At 46.2% G+C, this 17,735-nt stretch carries 15 protein-coding genes; 9 read left to right on the forward strand and 6 right to left on the reverse strand.

Features of this window, described 5'->3' with window-relative positions; translation table 11 throughout:
* Positions 1 to 33: 33 nt before the first annotated feature.
* The 6 genes from LSG34_RS13025 (at position 34) to LSG34_RS13050 (ending at position 6,514) form a co-directional block, all read left to right on the forward strand.
* Entirely contained in the window at positions 34 to 1,092 is a 1,059-nt protein-coding gene (locus LSG34_RS13025; protein ID WP_233009534.1) for a sugar phosphate isomerase/epimerase family protein, read from the forward strand.
* Positions 1,093 to 1,202: 110 nt separating this feature from the next.
* The gene (locus tag LSG34_RS13030) at positions 1,203 to 2,438 is read left to right on the forward strand and encodes a nucleoside permease (protein ID WP_233009535.1); all 1,236 of its coding nucleotides are present in this window, start codon (positions 1,203 to 1,205) and stop codon (positions 2,436 to 2,438) included.
* Positions 2,435 to 3,337 carry a hydroxypyruvate isomerase family protein gene (locus tag LSG34_RS13035; protein WP_233009536.1) on the forward strand — a complete coding sequence of 301 codons (903 nt, stop codon included), beginning with the start codon at positions 2,435 to 2,437 and terminating at the stop codon, positions 3,335 to 3,337. Before LSG34_RS13030 ends, LSG34_RS13035 begins: the two co-directional genes overlap by 4 nt.
* A gap of 109 nt (positions 3,338 to 3,446) precedes the next feature.
* Entirely contained in the window at positions 3,447 to 5,138 is a 1,692-nt protein-coding gene (locus LSG34_RS13040; protein ID WP_233009537.1) for a GMC oxidoreductase, read from the forward strand.
* Between the two features lies 1 nt (position 5,139).
* Positions 5,140 to 5,691: a gluconate 2-dehydrogenase subunit 3 family protein gene (locus LSG34_RS13045; protein WP_233009538.1), complete on the forward strand. Its 552-nt coding sequence runs from the start codon at positions 5,140 to 5,142 to the stop codon at positions 5,689 to 5,691.
* A 64-nt stretch (positions 5,692 to 5,755) separates the two neighbouring features.
* Positions 5,756 to 6,514 (forward strand): 3-keto-disaccharide hydrolase, encoded by a 759-nt coding sequence (locus LSG34_RS13050; protein ID WP_233009539.1) that lies wholly within the window; start codon positions 5,756 to 5,758, stop codon positions 6,512 to 6,514.
* Between the two features lie 61 nt (positions 6,515 to 6,575).
* Here LSG34_RS13050 and LSG34_RS13055 read toward each other — a convergent pair whose 3' ends face one another.
* From LSG34_RS13055 to LSG34_RS13065, 3 genes are all read right to left on the reverse strand, one after another.
* Positions 6,576 to 7,460 carry a sugar phosphate isomerase/epimerase family protein gene (locus LSG34_RS13055; protein WP_233009540.1) on the reverse strand — a complete coding sequence of 295 codons (885 nt, stop codon included), beginning with the start codon at positions 7,458 to 7,460 and terminating at the stop codon, positions 6,576 to 6,578.
* A 271-nt stretch (positions 7,461 to 7,731) separates the two neighbouring features.
* Positions 7,732 to 8,586 (reverse strand): hypothetical protein, encoded by an 855-nt coding sequence (locus tag LSG34_RS13060; RefSeq protein ID WP_233009541.1) that lies wholly within the window; start codon positions 8,584 to 8,586, stop codon positions 7,732 to 7,734.
* Between the two features lie 334 nt (positions 8,587 to 8,920).
* The gene (locus LSG34_RS13065; protein WP_233009542.1) at positions 8,921 to 10,846 is read right to left on the reverse strand and encodes an amylosucrase; all 1,926 of its coding nucleotides are present in this window, start codon (positions 10,844 to 10,846) and stop codon (positions 8,921 to 8,923) included.
* 194 nt (positions 10,847 to 11,040) lie between these two features.
* Here LSG34_RS13065 and LSG34_RS13070 point away from each other — a divergent pair, with 194 nt between their 5' ends.
* Positions 11,041 to 11,991 (forward strand): carbohydrate kinase family protein, encoded by a 951-nt coding sequence (locus LSG34_RS13070; protein ID WP_233009543.1) that lies wholly within the window; start codon positions 11,041 to 11,043, stop codon positions 11,989 to 11,991.
* Positions 11,992 to 12,055: 64 nt separating this feature from the next.
* Here the strand turns inward: LSG34_RS13070 and LSG34_RS13075 are convergent, their stop codons facing one another.
* Together LSG34_RS13075 and LSG34_RS13080 are read right to left on the reverse strand one after the other, a co-directional pair.
* Complete coding sequence (locus LSG34_RS13075; protein WP_233009544.1) at positions 12,056 to 12,256, reverse strand: hypothetical protein; 201 nt, start codon at positions 12,254 to 12,256, stop codon at positions 12,056 to 12,058.
* 201 nt (positions 12,257 to 12,457) lie between these two features.
* Positions 12,458 to 13,099 (reverse strand): DUF2726 domain-containing protein, encoded by a 642-nt coding sequence (locus LSG34_RS13080; RefSeq protein WP_233009545.1) that lies wholly within the window; start codon positions 13,097 to 13,099, stop codon positions 12,458 to 12,460.
* A gap of 221 nt (positions 13,100 to 13,320) precedes the next feature.
* On the opposite strand from LSG34_RS13080, the gene aceB reads away from it, so the two are divergent.
* On the forward strand, positions 13,321 to 14,925 hold the full coding sequence (gene aceB / locus LSG34_RS13085) for a malate synthase A (protein ID WP_233009546.1): 1,605 nt from the start codon (positions 13,321 to 13,323) through the stop codon (positions 14,923 to 14,925).
* A 31-nt stretch (positions 14,926 to 14,956) separates the two neighbouring features.
* On the opposite strand, the gene LSG34_RS13090 is transcribed toward aceB, so the two are convergent.
* A complete protein-coding gene (locus tag LSG34_RS13090) occupies positions 14,957 to 15,898 on the reverse strand; it encodes a LysR family transcriptional regulator (RefSeq protein WP_233009547.1) in 942 nt (313 codons plus the stop codon).
* A 236-nt stretch (positions 15,899 to 16,134) separates the two neighbouring features.
* Here LSG34_RS13090 and LSG34_RS13095 point away from each other — a divergent pair, with 236 nt between their 5' ends.
* Positions 16,135 to 17,733, forward strand: a complete 1,599-nt coding sequence (locus tag LSG34_RS13095) for an isocitrate lyase (protein WP_233009548.1) — start codon at positions 16,135 to 16,137, stop codon at positions 17,731 to 17,733.
* Positions 17,734 to 17,735 lie beyond the last annotated feature (2 nt).

The raw sequence follows: 17,735 nt of genomic DNA on the forward strand, positions 1-17,735 counted from the left end.
TGATTAGCCGGCATGCTGGCTCAAGGAACACCGATGAATAAAATGAAAGGGCCAGCCATATTTCTGGCTCAGTTTATGGGCGACGAAGCGCCATTTAACCACGTGGTCAGTATGGCCAAATGGGCTGCAGACTTAGGCTACAAAGGCATTCAGGTGCCGACTAATAATCCGGCCTTTTTTGATCTGGAATTAGCGGCGACCAGTCAGGCCTACTGTGATGAGATTCAGTCTAAATGCCGTGCAGCAGGTGTTGAAATTACTGAGCTGTCGACTCACTTGCAGGGCCAGTTAGTGGCTGTGCATCCGGCTTATGACGAGTTGTTTGATAACTTCGCGCCTGAAGCTTTACGTGGCAAACCGGCTGAACGCACACAATGGGCTGTGAAGCAGTTAAAACTGGCCGCCAAAGCCAGTCAGAATTTAGGCTTAAAAGCTCATGCGACTTTTTCCGGCGCTTTGCTGTGGCATTTAGTGTATCCATGGCCACAAAGGCCTGCGGGTTTGGTGGAACAGGGTTTTGCCGAACTTGCCAAACGCTGGTTGCCAATTCTTGATGCCTTTGACGAAGCTGGTGTGGATGTTTGCTACGAAATTCACCCAGGCGAGGATTTACATGACGGCGCCACTTTCGAGATGTTTTTAGCCGCCACCAACAATCATCCACGCGCCAATATTCTGTTCGACCCAAGCCACTTTGTGCTGCAGCAACTGGATTATTTAGATTTTATCGACCGCTACCACAGCAGAATCAAAATGTACCATGTCAAAGATGCTGAGTTCCGTCCTAATGGCCGCAGCGGTGTTTATGGTGGTTATCAGGATTGGGTCAACAGACCAGGACGTTTCCGTTCTTTAGGTGACGGTCAGGTTGATTTCAAAAGTATTTTCAGCAAGTTAACCCAATATGATTTCGACGGATGGGCAGTGCTGGAATGGGAATGTTGTTTAAAAGATTCAACCCAGGGCGCACGCGAAGGGGCTCCATTTATCGCGTCTCACCTGATTGAAAAAGCTGGCAGAGCCTTTGATGACTTTGCTGGTGCTAAAACAGACGAGGCGCGTAACCGCCGGATCTTAGGGCTAAAACCGTAATCGCATAATAAAAATTAAGAAATCATTATTTACCCAAAATCATTGATGATGCAGTCAGTACAGCGCAGCTTTAAGGATGAAGGGTAAAATCAACGGGGAAGACGAATCGAATGAACAGCATAAAAATACGCTTATGCAGCATGATGTTTTTACAGTTCTTTATCTGGGGTGGCTGGTTTGTCACTTTAGGTACTTTTTTAAGCCAGAACCTGCAGGCTACTGGCCCACAAACTGGTATGGCTTTTTCCACTCAGTCCTGGGGCGCTATTATTGCGCCATTTATAGTCGGCTTAATAGCCGACCGTTTTTTTAACGCTGAACGTTTGTTGGGTGTGCTGCATTTAGCTGGCGCTGTTTTACTGTACTTTATGTATCAGGCCGCTGATTTTACAACCTTTTATCCACTGGTTTTAGGTTACATGCTGGCTTATATGCCAACGCTGGCGCTGGTGAACTCTGTGTCTTTTGGCCAGTTAAAACAACCAGAACTGGAGTTTGGTCAAATCCGGGTGTGGGGCACTATCGGCTGGATAGCTGCTGGTTTAGTGATCAGTTATGCCTTTGGTTGGGATGCTCAGCAGGCTATAGCAGACGGCGCGCTGAAAAATACTTTCCTGATGTGTGCTGTGGCGTCTTTGGTGTTGGGTTTATACAGTTTTACCTTACCTGCGACACCACCTGCGGGTCGTGGTCAACAACTAAAATTAGGTGAGTTGCTGGGGCTGGATGCGTTAGCACTGTTAAAAGACCGCAACTTCGCCTTATTCTTCTTAGCCTCAGTGCTGATTTGTATTCCGCTGGCCTTTTATTACCAGAATGCCAACCCTTTCCTGACAGGCATAGGTGTTGAAAATGCCACAGGCAAAATGACCCTGGGCCAGGTGTCTGAAGTGTTATTTATGCTGGCTTTACCACTGTTTCTGAATCGTTTTGGTATTCGCTGGACCTTATTATTAGGTATGGCAGCCTGGGTATTACGTTATGTGCTGTTTGCTTATGGTGATGCAGGCCAGGGCTTATGGTTACTGGTGGTAGGTATAGCGCTACACGGTATTTGTTATGACTTCTTTTTTGTCTCAGGTCAGATTTACACCAACAGCAAAGCCGGCGTAAAAATCCGCAGTGCGGCTCAGGGCCTGATCACGTTAGCCACTTACGGTATAGGTATGCTGATTGGCTTTAGCGTTGCAGGTCAAATTACTCAGGCTTACACCACAACTGAAGCGACAGACTGGACTTCCATCTGGTTATTCCCTGCTGTGTTTGCTGCTGTAGTGCTGGTGCTGTTTGCAGTTATCTTTAAAAACGAGCCACTGCAACAACAAACAGAGGACAAACAGCCATGAAGCCGCAATTACCGCGCCGTGAACTGTTAAAGCAACTAGCCGCTGGCGCTATTGGTGCTTCGGTCTTAGGTTCTGGTTTGTTACTGTCAGGTGCTGCAGCTGCAGCGCCTGCGACAGCTGGTGCGCTCAAAGGCAATATCCGTCATTCAGTCAGCCGCTGGACTTATGGTGATTTATCCATTGAAGAGCTTTGTTTGCTGGTGAAGTCTTTAGGTTTTACCGCTATAGATTTGGTCGGGCCTGAAGATTGGCCCACCTTGAAAAAACATGGCGTGGACAGCTCTATGTGTAATGGTGCAGAGCTAAATCTGGTTGATGGTTGGTCAGATCCGAAGTTTCATCCGGAGCTGATAAAACGCTACTTAACACAGATAGATTTAGTGGCAGAGGCTGGTTATAAAAACCTGATCTGTTTTAGTGGCAATGCCCGTGGCATGGACAGAGAAACCGCCTTACAAAATGCAGTCACTGGTTTAAAACAGATTTTACCTCATGCAGAAAAGCGTGGTGTGGTGCTGCAAATGGAGCTGTTTAACAGCAAAGTGGATCACCCTGATTATCTGGCCGATGGCACAGCCTGGGCTATCGAGCTTTGTAAACGGCTGAACTCGCAGAACTTTAAGCTTTTATACGACATCTACCATATGCAAATTATGGAAGGTGACATTATCCGCACTATCAAAGATAACCATCAGTATTTTGGCCACTATCACACTGCAGGCGTGCCGGGCCGCCATGAAATTGATGACTCGCAGGAGCTGAATTATGTCGCTATAGCGAAAGCTATTCGTGACATAGGTTTTACCGGCTATCTGGCGCAGGAATTTGTACCAACACCCAAAACTAAAGAAGGCAGAGCGCAGTCACTGGCTCAGGCTATTCGTATTTGTGACGTTTAAACCGGGACAAAGCGGCCTGACCGTTTTGCCAAACATAATGAAAACAGGGCATGTAGCCAAAGTCATCCAGATATGACTGGTACAAACCCGCCCAACAGGGGACAACAAGATGACAGTTGCGCAGAATCATTACGACGCCATAGTGGTCGGTTCCGGCATCAGCGGTGGCTGGGCCGCCAAAGAGCTGACCGAAAAAGGCCTGAAAGTTCTGTTATTAGAACGTGGTCGTGACATCGAACATATCAAAGGCTACACCAATGCCTTTAAAGAAGCCTGGGATTATCCTCATCGCGACAAGGCGACAGAGAAGATGAAGAACATGCATCCGGTGCTGAAGCGGGAATATACGCTGAATGAAAGCACCTATGGCATGTGGGCCCGTGAGGATGAATCGCCTTATGTAGAGATTAAACGTTTTGACTGGTTCCGTGGTTACCATATGGGCGGACGTTCTTTATTGTGGGGGCGCCAGAGTTACCGTTTAAACGAAGCTGATTTTGAAGCCAACTTAAAAGAAGGCATAGCAGTCGACTGGCCTATACGTTATGCCGATCTGGCGCCTTGGTATGACTATGTGGAGCGTTTTGCTGGTATTTCAGGCAACAGGGATGGCCTGGATGTATTGCCTGATGGTCAGTACCTGCCTGCTTTTCCATTGAACGTGGTAGAACAATCTGTATCAGAACGACTGAAAAAAGCCTTTGGTGGTAACCGTCATCTGATCTGTGGCCGCACAGCCAATATTTCTCAGCCAAAACCTGAACAAAACCGCGTCAATTGCCAATACCGCAATAAATGCTGGTTAGGTTGTCCATTTGGCGCTTATTTCAGTACTCAGTCTTCTACTTTGCCTGTGGCGATGAAAACCGGCAATTTAACAGTGCGGCCTTTTTCTATAGTGACTCAAGTGCTGTATGACAAAGACAAAAAACGCGCCCGTGGTGTCGAAGTGCTGGACAGTGAAACCAATCAGACTTATGAATTCACCAGTAAAATAGTGTTCCTGAACGCTTCAGCCTTTAACTCGACCTGGGTACTGATGAATTCAGCCACAGATATCTGGGAAGGCGGTTTAGGCAGCAGCAGCGGTGAGCTGGGCCACAACGTGATGGACCACCACTTAAATGCCGGAGCTTTTGGTGAGATAGAAGGTTTTGACGACAAATACTATTTTGGCCGTCGTCCTACAGGTTTTTATATTCCACGCTTCCGTAACTGGGGCGGTGATAAACGTGATTATTTACGTGGTTTTGGTTATCAGGGCGCGGCCAGCCGTCAGGGCTGGCAGAGAAACGTGGCTGAGATGGGCATAGGTGCCGATCTGAAAAATGCTTTGGCTGAACCTGGTACCTGGACTATAGGTATGAGTGGTTTTGGTGAAATTTTACCTGATCACAACAATAAGATTTCGTTAGACCGTACTGTCAAAGACAAATGGGGTTTACCAGTGCTGGCGATGGATGCTGAGCTGAAAGCCAACGAAATCAAAATGCGTAAAGATATGATGCAGGATGGTATCGACATTCTTGAAGCTGGCGGCGCCAAAAACGTTCAGGGTTTTAATGGAGAATGCCATCCGGGTAAAGGTATCCATGAAATGGGCACAGCCCGTATGGGCCGCGATCCTAAAACCTCGGTACTGAATGGCTTTAACCAGGTCTGGGATGCGCCCAACGTCTTTATAACAGATGGTGCTGCGATGACGTCAGCCTCTTGTGTGAATCCGTCTTTAACCTATATGGCGCTGACTGCACGAGCTGCTGCTTATGCAGTAGACGCACTGAAAAAGGGAGACCTGTAACATGGACAGACGTGACCTGTTAAAAATGATTGCAGCCGCTACTGGCGTGGCTATGGTGGGTGGTGATTTATGGGCTGCCGACCTGAAATCAGCCGATGCGGGTAAAGCACTTTTTACTCAGTCTGATATTGCCTTTTTAGACGAAATTGCTGAAACCATTTTGCCAAAAACCAGCACTCCAGGGGCAAAAGACGCAGGCTGTGGCGCTATGATGGCCGTGATGGTGACAGATTGTTATGAGCTGAAATACCAGACGGTATTTTTTGAAGGCTTAAAAACCATCAAAGCTCTGGCTAAAAAACAATTTGGCAAAGACTTTATGCAACTGACTGCACCGCAGAAACATGAATTGCTGTCGAGGCTGGATCAGGATGCGAAGCAGGCCGCTGCCAATCCGTTACCTCATTATTTCACTTTGCTTAAACAGCTGACGCTGATGGTGTTTTTCACTTCTAAAGTGGGAGCAACTGAAGTGCTGCGTTATGTCGCTGTACCGGGCCGTTATGATGGCAATATGCCTTATAAAAAGGGCGATCGCGCCTGGGCGACCTGATCCGGTTTCGCTTGTTTTTGGTTTCAATCAGGCGGTTTAGTCCGCCTTTTTTAAGGTATTTATAATGAATTATGTATGGATTGGCGTTGCTTTATCCTTAAGCACAGCAGCTGTAGCTGCGACTGATATCAGCAAATTAACAGAAGCAGAACGTCATGCGTTAGCTGCTAAAACTGAAGTCTGGACTCCGGTGCCGCCTGTTGTTACTGCAGCAGAAGGCCAGGCTCCTTCAGATGCACTACAGTTGCTGGATAAAAACCTGTCGCAGTGGACCTCCGTGAATACTGGTGCTGCGGCACAGTGGACTATGAAAGATGGTGTGCTCACAGTAAAGCCAGGTACTGGTGATATCCGCAGCAAAGAATCGTTTTGCGATATTCAGTTGCATCTTGAATGGCGTGTCGGCAAAGATCGGATGGATAAAGAAGGTCAGCTGCGTAACAACAGCGGCATCTTTTTACAGGAAATGTACGAAATCCAGATTTTAGATTCGTACCAGAATAAAACTTATCCAAATGGCCAGGCTGGTGCTGTTTACAAGCAAACTATTCCGTTGGCGAACGCAACCCGTCCATCAGGTGAGTGGCAGGAATACGACATCATCTACAAAGCCCCACGTTTTGACGGTGAAAAGCGTTTATCACCGGGTTATGTCACAGTGCTGCACAATGGCGTGTTGTTGCAAAACCATACTGAAATTGCTGGCACCACTGAATGGATAGGAGCGCCGCAAGTGAAAGCGCATGGCTGCTTGCCACTGAAATTGCAGGATCACGGCGACAGCGTTAGTTTCCGCAATATCTGGGTTCGTAAGCTGGATTAATGCTCTTTTTATGGCAAAAAGGCTGGTTGATACCAGCCTTTTTTATGAGCAAAACCTGTTGTTACTTCATTTCAGCAATAATAACCTGCAAGCCTTTCAGTGAAGCTTCAACACTTTGCATTGGTGTCATTCCAGCAGGGTAAGATTCCTGTTCTACCACCAGCCATTGAGTACCACCTATAGTTTTATTGGCAGTGATCAAGGCTTTCCAGTCGGTCGTGTCTTTACCAATAATAGGATCTTCAGTATTGCCAGGCTCTGGAGCCGACGCTTTGTAGTGAGTAGTAATAGTGCGGCCCGGATAAGCTTTGACAAAATCTACCGGATCTTTGCCTGCTACTTCAGTCCAGCCCACATCTTGCTGCAAAATCACTTTGCTGTTGGTGTTTTTGCCAATCACATCCCAGGGCGTTTTGCCCATTTCGCCCAGCATTTCTGGTTTGTGGTTGTGATAACCGACCTGCATACCTAAAGGCGTTAGTTTTTCCTGAATTGCTGCTAAATCAGCGGCTACAGCTTTTGCGCCTTCAACAGTAAAAGCACGCTGATCCATTGGAATAATTAAATAATGACAATCTATGGCTTTATAAAAAGCGACAGTCGCTTCAAGTTGCTCCGGGCTTAATTTTTCAAAAGGTACGTGAGCGCCTGAAGCTTTTAATCCCAGTTTATTTAAAAATGCTTTTAAACCAGCAGGATCATTGGCGTATTTGCCAAAAAAGCCTGCAAACTCAACACCATCAAAACCCATTGCAGCAAGCTTTGTCAGAGTACCTTCAAAGTCGGCCTGCATCGCATCTTTGACTGACCATAACTGCACACTCAATTGAGGTGTAGTGGCCGTAACTGCTGTGGTATCGGCATAGCTGAAGCCTGAAGCTGTACTTGCTAAAACCAGGCTGAATACCCCAGCAGTTTTTGTTAGTTTTTTCTTTAAAAAAAGCATAACCCTGTCCTTTTTATTGTCATTGAAAGCGGTTTCAGAGTGCTTGATTTTGGCTTATAGATCAATGCTAAATGCGTTGGTTGGCGGGTTCTTCAAGGATTAAATTAAAACACTTCGCTGTATTGAAACTATCTATTGTCATGGAATGAAGCCAGTACTTTGGTGCTGGCTTCTTGTCTATTTGTTCTGCTTGGCCGAGGTGATTTATTTTATACAGAAAAGATCAGTAATCACGTCCACTTTGCTCACCAGCTTTCCTGTTACACCTCCATCAATTAGTAACTTTACATGTCGGTAAATCAGGCCGTAAGCAATCAGTGATTGTGACTCGACCAGTACGGACAGGAATATACATACTGTAATGCATGATAAAAGTGTTGATGATATTTGCCTGAGCAGGATTGGTGATGTATAGGTTAAGGCCTTTAAGGTTTGCTGCATTAAAAGGCACCACATTTCCCCCTTCGTCCGTTACGGACATTAGCTCAATCTCTAACTCTACAGGCGAGTTAGTTAGCGTTAATTTAAAGGTGACATTGCCTCCTGACTCAAGATTCATTTTAAAAATGTTCGGTAAGCTCGTTTGAACTAACCCTAATGTCTGAGCGAAATGGTTTACAACCTGCACGAGCGTTTCAATTTGCCCCGGAATACTGTTGTTTAGGAAATCTCTAATTCTCGTCTGACAATAAGCACAGTTAACAAACTCCCAAGCGTTGGATACAACGCTATTGGGTACAACCAATGCTTTAGCTGCAGCTTTCATTTCGTTATCAGCGGCGACAATTTCGCTCATCTGCATTTGAATAGTTGCTTCTGTTTGAACTTTAGATAACGCAACAGAATAAACCGCTGGCTGCATAGGCGAACCTGGAAGTCTCGCTTTTTTCACCTCATAAGTAGAGGCTTCTCGCTGTGCTAAATCAATCACAGTTACCGTTTTACTTATTACAGAACCTGGACTTGTAAGCGAGGCATTGGGGATATACTGCCAGGCCCAATTACTGACTGCAGTACTCTCTTTTGATGCATCGCAGTCAAAGCATTCAACTATATTAGATGCTTTAGCTATGAAGGCGAACATTAAAGCGCCGAATACTAACGTGAGTAATACGATTTTTTTCATTAAATACATCTTGATGATATGAATTCTCATTTGCATTATCTTACCTTTAACTGCTACTTGCAAACATAAAATTAGCTACTGGAGCTCATTGAGCAGAAACAAAGCAGACAAGGCTTCGTGTTACCTATGGCAAAAACACTAGTAAATTACTCCTGCGCTTAATGTGTAGGTGCGGTATTTAAAGGTTTTCTATACATAGTGTCATCACCTTTGCAGCGGAAGGAGCTTTTAAGCAGCAAAGATTACACATTGTTTAGTTGTTACAAAAAAATAGCCCCTTTGCAGGGGCTTTAAAAGTCAAACACCCGGGGAGGTGTTATCAGGGAAACGACTATCAATGGACCGGAGTTAACCACAGCACCTGATAAGGTAAAAGTTGTAAAGGGCCTGCTGGCAGCTTTTGAGCTGTCAGTTCGTCGAACCATAACTGGCCCGCTAATGAGCTGCAAAGTTGCGCATGTTCAGAGAAGTTCACCACTGCCACCAGGCGTTTGTTATCCAATTGACGTTGGTACAAAAACAGATGTGGATTGTCATCCCTTAGTATTTCTGTGCTGCCTGAACCTAGCAGTGGTAACTGGGCCCTGGTTTGGGTTAAGTGCTGTAACTGTTGATAAATACGGCCAGATAAGGTATCGGCAGAGTTGGCCAGCGCCAATTGTTTATCTGTGACTGCCACTCTGTTGACCCAACGGCTGTCGTCTTTTTTCGCAGGATCCAGCACATAGCTGTAATCGTTTTTTAAGCCCAATTCGTCACCCATATAAAGCAGAGGCAAACCGCCAATACTTAAAATGACAGAATTAAGCAGATAAATACGCTGCAGCGCATGCTTAAGATGCAGGGGGTTATTTTCAGCTTCAGCTTTTTCCACCCCAGCCAAAGACGACAACATACCGGCAACCCGGCAATCACCTGTGACAGGATTTTGCTGAAATGGCACACCTGCGGCAAAACTGCCTTCAAACTGACCTGTATAAAACTGATTTAAAAACTGACGGTGATGATCCGGATTGATGCCCAGTTGCCAGGCAATGCTGTCGTCAAAAGTCCAGCCAATATCGTCATGGCAACGGATGTAATTGACCCAGCTGCAATTTGGGTTTATCTCAAAACCTTTACGCAAGGATTCCGTCAGTAACTTAGTTTTACGGGTGGCTAAACTATCCCACAGTAACGCCATCAGCAGCGGGTTGTACGACAACTGGCATTCTTCCGGCGCTATGTATTTCACCACTTCATCCGGGTGCACTATAGCTTCAGATTTAAACTGCAAAGCCGGAGCTGCGATGCGGGCTACAGCGTTAAAAGCTTTGATTAAAGTGTGGGCTTTAGGCAGGTTTTCACAGTTGGTACCCGCTTGTTTCCAGACAAAAGCCAAAGCATCTAAACGCAGCACCGAAGCGCCCTGATTGGCCAGAAACAACATTTCTTCAGCCATGGCATTAAACACCGCCGGATTGGCATAGTTTAAGTCCCACTGAAAGCTGTTAAAGGTAGTCCAGACCCATAAAGCTGAAGCTTTATCCTGAGTAAAGCAACCACGGCGAATTTCCGGGAAAATCTCCCGTAAGCTTGGGGCAAACTGGTCGCGCTCTTGTTCGGTCAGGAAAAAATAGAAATCACGGTATTCTGCGTCACCAGCTTTGGCTTTTTCAGCCCAGCGGTGTTCGTCAGAGGTGTGATTAAAAACAAAATCCAATACCGGCTTAATGCCTTGCTGATGCAGCTGTTGCATCAAATCAGCTAATTGCTGCATGGAGCCAAGCTGAGGCATAGTGCTGCGATAATCAGATACGGCATAACCGCCGTCACTGTTAGGTTCCGGCGCTTTAAAGAGCGGCATCAGGTGCAGATAGTTAATGCCACTTTGTTTTAAATAGGGGATACGTTGTGTCAGACCCTGAAAGTCTTTGGCAAATAAATCGACATAACAAGCGGCACCCAGGGCGGCTGAGTCTTTGTGCCAATTTTGTGGCTCTGCATCTTCCTTGCGCAAATAGGCTGGACGCTGAGCGGCACTTTTGGCCAGCAGTTTTAACAACTGCTCCAGATGATAATAGCAGTCGTAGTGCTCTGCATATAAACTCAGATAAAGCTCAAGCAAAGCAGGCAGTTGTTGCTCCAGCCTGCTTTTGAGCTCTGGCCAGCTGTCTTTTGCTGTCACTTTTAGAGATTGGCTTAATCGTTTAAGTGTCTTTTTACTTTCAAAGTGCAACAGCTCTGGATTCTCCAGCAACTGTGCTGTGGTTTTTTGCATGTGAACTGTTCCGCGACTACAGTGTGATGTGCTTAATAGAACTTCATTTTTCATATTTTGGCAAGGCTTTTAGCGGCGAAATGTTTAAATTCAGTGTTGAATATTTACACTGCTGCATTAAATGGATAAAGTTAAACTGAAACGTTTTAGATTGTGATGCTATTTTAGACTGTCACTCAAAAGGAATAAAGCAAATGAAGCCGACACCGGTGTGTTGTTTTGGTGAAGTACTGATCGATTTTTTACAGGACAAAGCCCAGCCTGGCCTGTTTCATCGTTTTGCCGGTGGCGCTCCTGCCAATGTGGCAGTAGCTGTGGCCAGATTAGGCGGACACAGCAAATTTATCGGCATGTTGGGTAAAGACATGTTCGGTGATTTTTTGTTGCAAGAGCTGCAAAGTTACGGTGTGGATTGCAGTGCAGTGCGTCAAACTCTGGACGCTAAAACCGCCCTTGCTTTTGTCGCTTTAAATGAGCAGGGCGATCGCAGCTTCTCATTTTACCGGCCGCCTGCCGCAGATTTACTTTATAAAGTCGAGCATTGCCCAAGCGATCTGTGGCTGCAAAGTGGCATTTTGCATTTATGCTCCAACAGCCTGACCGAACCTGATATAGCGCAAACCAGTTTTGCTTTAGTGCGGTTGGCGCAGCAGCATGGTTGGCTGGTATCGGTGGACGCTAATTTACGTCATAACTTGTGGAATGAAGGCAAAGCTAGCAGAGAGTTGGTGATCCAATTGCTGGAAATGGCCGACTTAGTGAAATTAAGTGAAGACGAGTTGGAGTATCTTGCTGATGGCCAAAGCACAGAGAGCTGGTTGCAGCATATCCTGGCTTTTCGCCCGGCCTGGCTGGTGGTTACAGCAGGTGCAAATGAAGTACTAAGTTACAGCAAAACAGATTCGTTTTCTGTGCCAGTTAATGCAGTTCCGGTACTGGATACCACAGCAGCAGGCGATGCTTTTGTTGGCGCCTGGTTAAATCAGATCGCTATGCAGCTGACTCAGGGGCTGAATGTCGCTGATTTGCTCAGCCACAAAGAGCTGCGGCAGCAAATGATTGAAAAAGCCATTAAGGCAGGCTCGTTAACTTGTCAGAAATATGGTGCTTTTGCTGCTTTACCTACAGCACAAGAGTGGGACTAAAAAAATGGGGTCAGAGTAAAATTAATTGCCAGCCAATTAATTTTACTCTGACCCCAATTTTAGTTTATACCGAGATGTCAATATTCTGACCCAGGTTGCCGACAGGAACCGGACTTGGCGACTGCAATGCCGGAGACGAATTTACAGCGCTTTCCAGCAACTGCATCGTTTGTCTCCCTTCCTGTTTTTGCTGGGTTTTTGCCAGACTGGCACCCAGTAGTTCATAGCTCTGGCTAACTGCAGCTGAGCCTACGGATTGTGTCATAGTCACTCCCATGCCATATTTCCATACATCATATCGGCAAAAGGATCGCAGACTTTAGAATTATTTTCAGGATCCGGAAAAAAATGAAGCCGCTCGTTGCAGCGAGCGGCTTCGGTCTTAAGGCGAGCGGAGTGACTTATGTTCCAAATGCCTGAAGTTGTTGAACTCTTTTTACCAGTTCATGGTTTAGCAGTGTTTCTGCTAGTGGATCATGGCCGTTGACTGAGAACGAATGCCACGCTCCGGAATAATCGAAGGTAAAGTATTGGCCTGAACCACTGGTTCCAAAGGGCGTATCGGCCGAGTTGGGCTTTTCTTCACTGTTCCTTTTAATAAAGGTTCAGGTTTTAAACCATTTTGGCCAATTTTAGCAGCTAAACCTTGCTGAATATCCGCTATTGTATAGCCAGTTTTGATTTTCATCCGAACGTAAGGAATGCCTGCTGCTTCAAAAGCTCCGCTGACAAACCAGTCAGGTACAGCTTTATGACCGGCTTTGCTGTTGTTGTTCACCAGATCAACCACAGCGACAATGCTCATATCGGCCGGATCGCACAGCACAAAATCCAGATACTTGGCATTCAGTTTGACCGAAGCTGATATACGGGATTTGGCGTCAACATTGTTTTTTAATTCAAGAATATCGGCCATTTTCACTCTGTTCATTACTTTGTACTTTCCTTTCACAGCTTGTTCCAGCATGTTGAGGTAAGAACGTTCGACCTGAGTAAAAAGACTGCTTTTCTTACTAAATGGAAAAGGATTGCCATGGCTCATAAAACGGCTGGCTAAAAAAGCTGCCACCACAACCAACACGGCTAATACTAAAATTAAAACTTCCATTAATGACCTCCGACAAACTTTTGACTCTGCAGCTCAAATTAAGGTGGCTGCATAGGGGATAAAGCATAAGATGTGCCAACAAGTTAGATTAAATGCTCTAATTTGTATAAGTTTGCTGAATGTTTGGCATATAGCCTATTGATGGCTGAAATGATGGGGATCGGGCCGGGTTCGGCTTATAGTGAAAAGAACTCCTATTGCTACAGACAAGGATCACCAGAATGACAAGCAGCAACACTGCAGGATTAGAGATCAAAGGCCGCCTGCCGGCTGAATTTCAGAACATCTTAACACCGGAAGCCTGCCGTCTGGTCGTTGAGCTGACGCGTGAGTTTCGCGCCCCTTTAAAGCAATTACTACAGCAACGTAGCGTCGAACAGGCGCGTTATGACGCAGGTGCTTTACCGGATTTTCGTGCTGACACTGCCGATATACGTGCTGGTAACTGGACAGTAGCGGCTATTCCAGCTGACTTACAGGACAGAAGAGTGGAGATCACAGGTCCTGTGGATCGCAAAATGATCATCAACGCCTTAAATGCTGATGTAAAAGTTTTTATGGCCGACTTTGAAGACTCGCAAGCGCCAAGCTGGGATGGTGTGATTGAAGGCCAGATCAACTTACGTGACGCTAACTTAGGCACTATCAGCTACAGCGATCCACAGTCAGGTAAACAGTATGCGCTGCGTGATAAACAAGCATTATTGATAGCACGGGTTCGTGGCTTGCACCTGTGGGAAAAACATTTAGAAGTCGACGGCGAGGCTGTGCCAGGTTCACTGGTTGATTTTGCTTTGTACTTTTTCCACAACTACCAAACCCGTTTAGCTAATGGCTCTGGGGTCTATTATTACTTGCCTAAACTGCAAAGCTATAAAGAAGCAGCCTGGTGGGATGCTGTATTCCGTTTTACTCAAACTAAATTTAACCAGGCTGTCGGCACTATCCGCGCTACTGTACTGATTGAAACCCTGCCTGCAGTGTTTGAAATGGACGAAATTCTGCATGCGCTGCGTGAGCATATAGTGGCGTTGAACTGTGGCCGTTGGGACTATATTTTCAGCTATATCAAAACCTTAAAGAATCATGCAGACCGCGTCCTACCAGACCGTCAGGTGGTGACTATGGACCAGCCGTTTTTATCGGCTTACTCAAAACTGCTGATCAAAACCTGTCATAAACGTGGCGCTTTGGCGATGGGGGGTATGGCGGCTTTTATTCCGGCAAAAGATCCTGTTGCGAACCAGGCCATTTTAACCAAAGTAACGGCTGATAAAGAACGTGAAGCCAGTAACGGCCACGACGGCACCTGGGTGGCACATCCGGGTTTAGCGGCGACAGCGAATGAAGTCTTTAATAAATACCTGACGGATGGCAAAACCAATCAGCTGCATATCAGCCGCTCTGACGATGCGCCTGTGACTGCCGCCGATTTATTGGCACCAAGCAGCGGCGAGCGCACTGAAGCAGGGATGCGCATCAATATCCGCGTGGCTTTGCAGTACATAGCGGCCTGGATCAGTGGTAAAGGTTGTGTGCCTATTTATGGCCTGATGGAAGATGCGGCGACGGCGGAGATTTGTCGCACCTCGATTTGGCAGTGGATTAAACACGGCAAAACCTTAAACAATGGCCAGTTGGTCACCAAAGACTTGTTTGCTCAAATGCTACAGCAAGAAGCTGCTGTGGTGCGCGAAGAAGTAGGGGAAGAGTTGTGGCAACAACAGCAGTTTGAGCGGGCTCAGGCACTGCTGCTGCAAATTACCACAGCCGATCAATTGGTCGATTTCCTGACCTTACCTGCTTATGAGTTGTTAACTGCTTAAAAACCGGGTCAGAGCTTAGGCTCTGACCCCCTTACAAATGCAGCTCGTCTGCCACTTCTGTGATTAAACGCCGCAGCCAAATATGACTGGCATCCTGATGCAATAACGGACTCCAGATCATTTTCAGCTCTATAGACGGGATAGGAAAGGGCGGATCCAGTACTTTCATAGTCGCGTCATTCTGATATAAAAGCGCAGCCCGCAAAGGCAAGGTCGCAATCAAATCTGTCTCCACCGCTAAATGCATAGCCACATGGTAGTTACGGGTAAAGACGCTAATGGTGCGCTGTTTGCCGAACTTAGCTAGAGCTTCATCCACCCAACCCAGTTTTTGTACATCAGCCGGATCCATACCCACACCTACACCAAAACCTGTTTTACTGACCCAGATATGCTGGGCTTTTAGGTAAGTGTCTAAATTAAAGTTGCAAAGGATAGGGTTTAAGCTATTGACCAGACAGGCAAAACTATCGCGCCAAATGGTTTTCTGGTGAAAAGATTGCGGCAGCTGATCAAAACGGTTAATTGCCATATCCACTTTGCCGTTTTCAACATCATGAAAGGTCACGTCTGACGGCGTCATAATATCCAGCGAGGTGCCTGGCGCCTGAGCCCGCAGCTTTTTCAGCAGAGCCGGAATCAAAGTAGAGGCCGCATAATCGCTGGCCATAATACGAAATACTCTATGGCTGTGTTCTGGCTCAAAATCTTTATTCGGCTGTAAGGTTTCTTCCAGCGTCAGCAAAATGCCCCGTACTACAGGCGCTAATTCCTTAGCACGTTCTGTTGGCACCATACCGTCCGAAGTGCGAACCAGAATAGGGTCGTTCAGTAAATCCCGCAGCCGTTTTAAGCCATTACTCATAGCAGGCTGGGTGATATTGAGCTGATTGGCAGCACGGGTGACGTTTTTTTCCCGTAACAACACATCCAGGTACACCAACAAATTCAGGTCGATTTTACTGATATTCATCTGCTTCCACTTCTTATGGCTAATGAGGTGCTGATTAAGCGCTGATTTTAGGCTTTCTATATTCACACAATGAATGACGAGAATCAAAAAAATCAGCTACATGAATCCTTGTTTTGAAACCTATAGTGAATGTCAACAGAGGCAGTTACCAAATGTCGGGCTGTTTACAGAATTCATAAGAACTGACCGGACTTTATCACCGGACAAACAAAAGACAACACCATAGAGGATGCATCATGTCAGCTTATCAACAGACCATTAAACAACTGGAACAAAGCTGCAAAGCGCAAGGAACAGGCTGGGCCGCTATTAATGCTGAGTCTGCTGCCCGTATGCAGTTACAAAACCGCTTTAAAACAGGGTTAGAAATTGCGCAGTACACTGCCGATATTATGCGTGCAGATATGGCTGCTTATGATGCAGACAGTGCTCAGTACACTCAATCTTTAGGTTGCTGGCATGGCTTTATCGGCCAACAAAAACTGATCGCTATTAAGAAACATTTTGGCAGCACTAAAAGAAAATACCTGTATTTGTCCGGTTGGATGATTGCAGCGCTGCGTTCTGAGTTTGGTCCTCAGCCAGATCAATCCATGCACGAAAAAACTGCAGTGCCTGCGTTAATTGAAGAGTTATATACCTTCTTAAAGCAAGCTGATGCCCGTGAATTAGGTGGGTTATTCCGTGAGCTGGACGATGCGCGTGAGAAAGACGATCAAGCCAAAGCCGCTGAAGTGCTGAATAAAATCGACAACTTCGAAACTCATGTAGTGCCTATTATTGCCGACATTGATGCGGGTTTTGGTAATGCGGAAGCCACTTACTTACTGGCGAAAAAAATGATTGAAGCCGGTGCCTGCGCCATTCAGATTGAAAACCAGGTGTCGGATGAAAAACAATGTGGTCACCAGGACGGTAAAGTCACAGTGCCACACGCGGATTTCCTGGCAAAAATTAATGCGGTGCGTTACGCCTTTTTAGAGTTAGGCATCGAAAACGGCATTATCGTGGCCCGTACTGATTCCTTAGGTGCTGGTTTAACTAAACAAATTGCTGTTACCAATGAAGCTGGTGATTTAGGCGATTTATACAACAGCTTTTTAGATGGTGATTACATTCAAAGTGCCTCTGATATTCAAAACGGCGATGTGGTGGTCAAAGCTAACGGCAAGTTGTTAAAACCAAAACGCCTGCAAAGTGGTTTGTTCCAGTTCAAACAAGGCAGCGGTGTTGATCGTGTGGTGCTGGACTGCATTACGTCCTTGCAGCATGGTGCGGATTTACTGTGGATTGAAACCGAAAAACCTCATGTCGGCCAAATCGCTGAAATGGTCAATCGTATTCGTGAAGTAGTACCTAATGCCAAGCTGGTCTACAACAACAGCCCATCTTTCAACTGGACGCTGAATTTCCGTCAGCAGGTATTTGATGCATGGAAAACAGCGGGTAAAGATGTATCAGCTTACGATAGAGCCAAACTGATGAGTGCGGATTACGACACCACGGAATTGGCGCTGGAAGCAGACAACCGTATCCAAACATTCCAGGCTGACGGTGCCCGTGAAGCAGGTATTTTCCACCACCTAATCACTTTGCCTACTTACCATACAGCTGCGTTGTCGACCGACAATCTGGCGAAAGAGTACTTTGGTGCTGCAGGTATGTTGGGTTATGTGGCTGGCGTGCAACGCAAAGAAATTCGTCAGGGCATCGCCTGTGTCAAACACCAGAATATGTCTGGCTCTGATATTGGTGATGATCATAAAGAGTACTTCTCTGGAGAAGCTGCGCTGAAGGCTTCAGGGAAAGACAACACCATGAATCAGTTCTCCTAAAT

This window comes from Rheinheimera faecalis (assembly GCF_021290965.1).
GTDB lineage: Bacteria > Pseudomonadota > Gammaproteobacteria > Enterobacterales > Alteromonadaceae > Pararheinheimera > Pararheinheimera faecalis.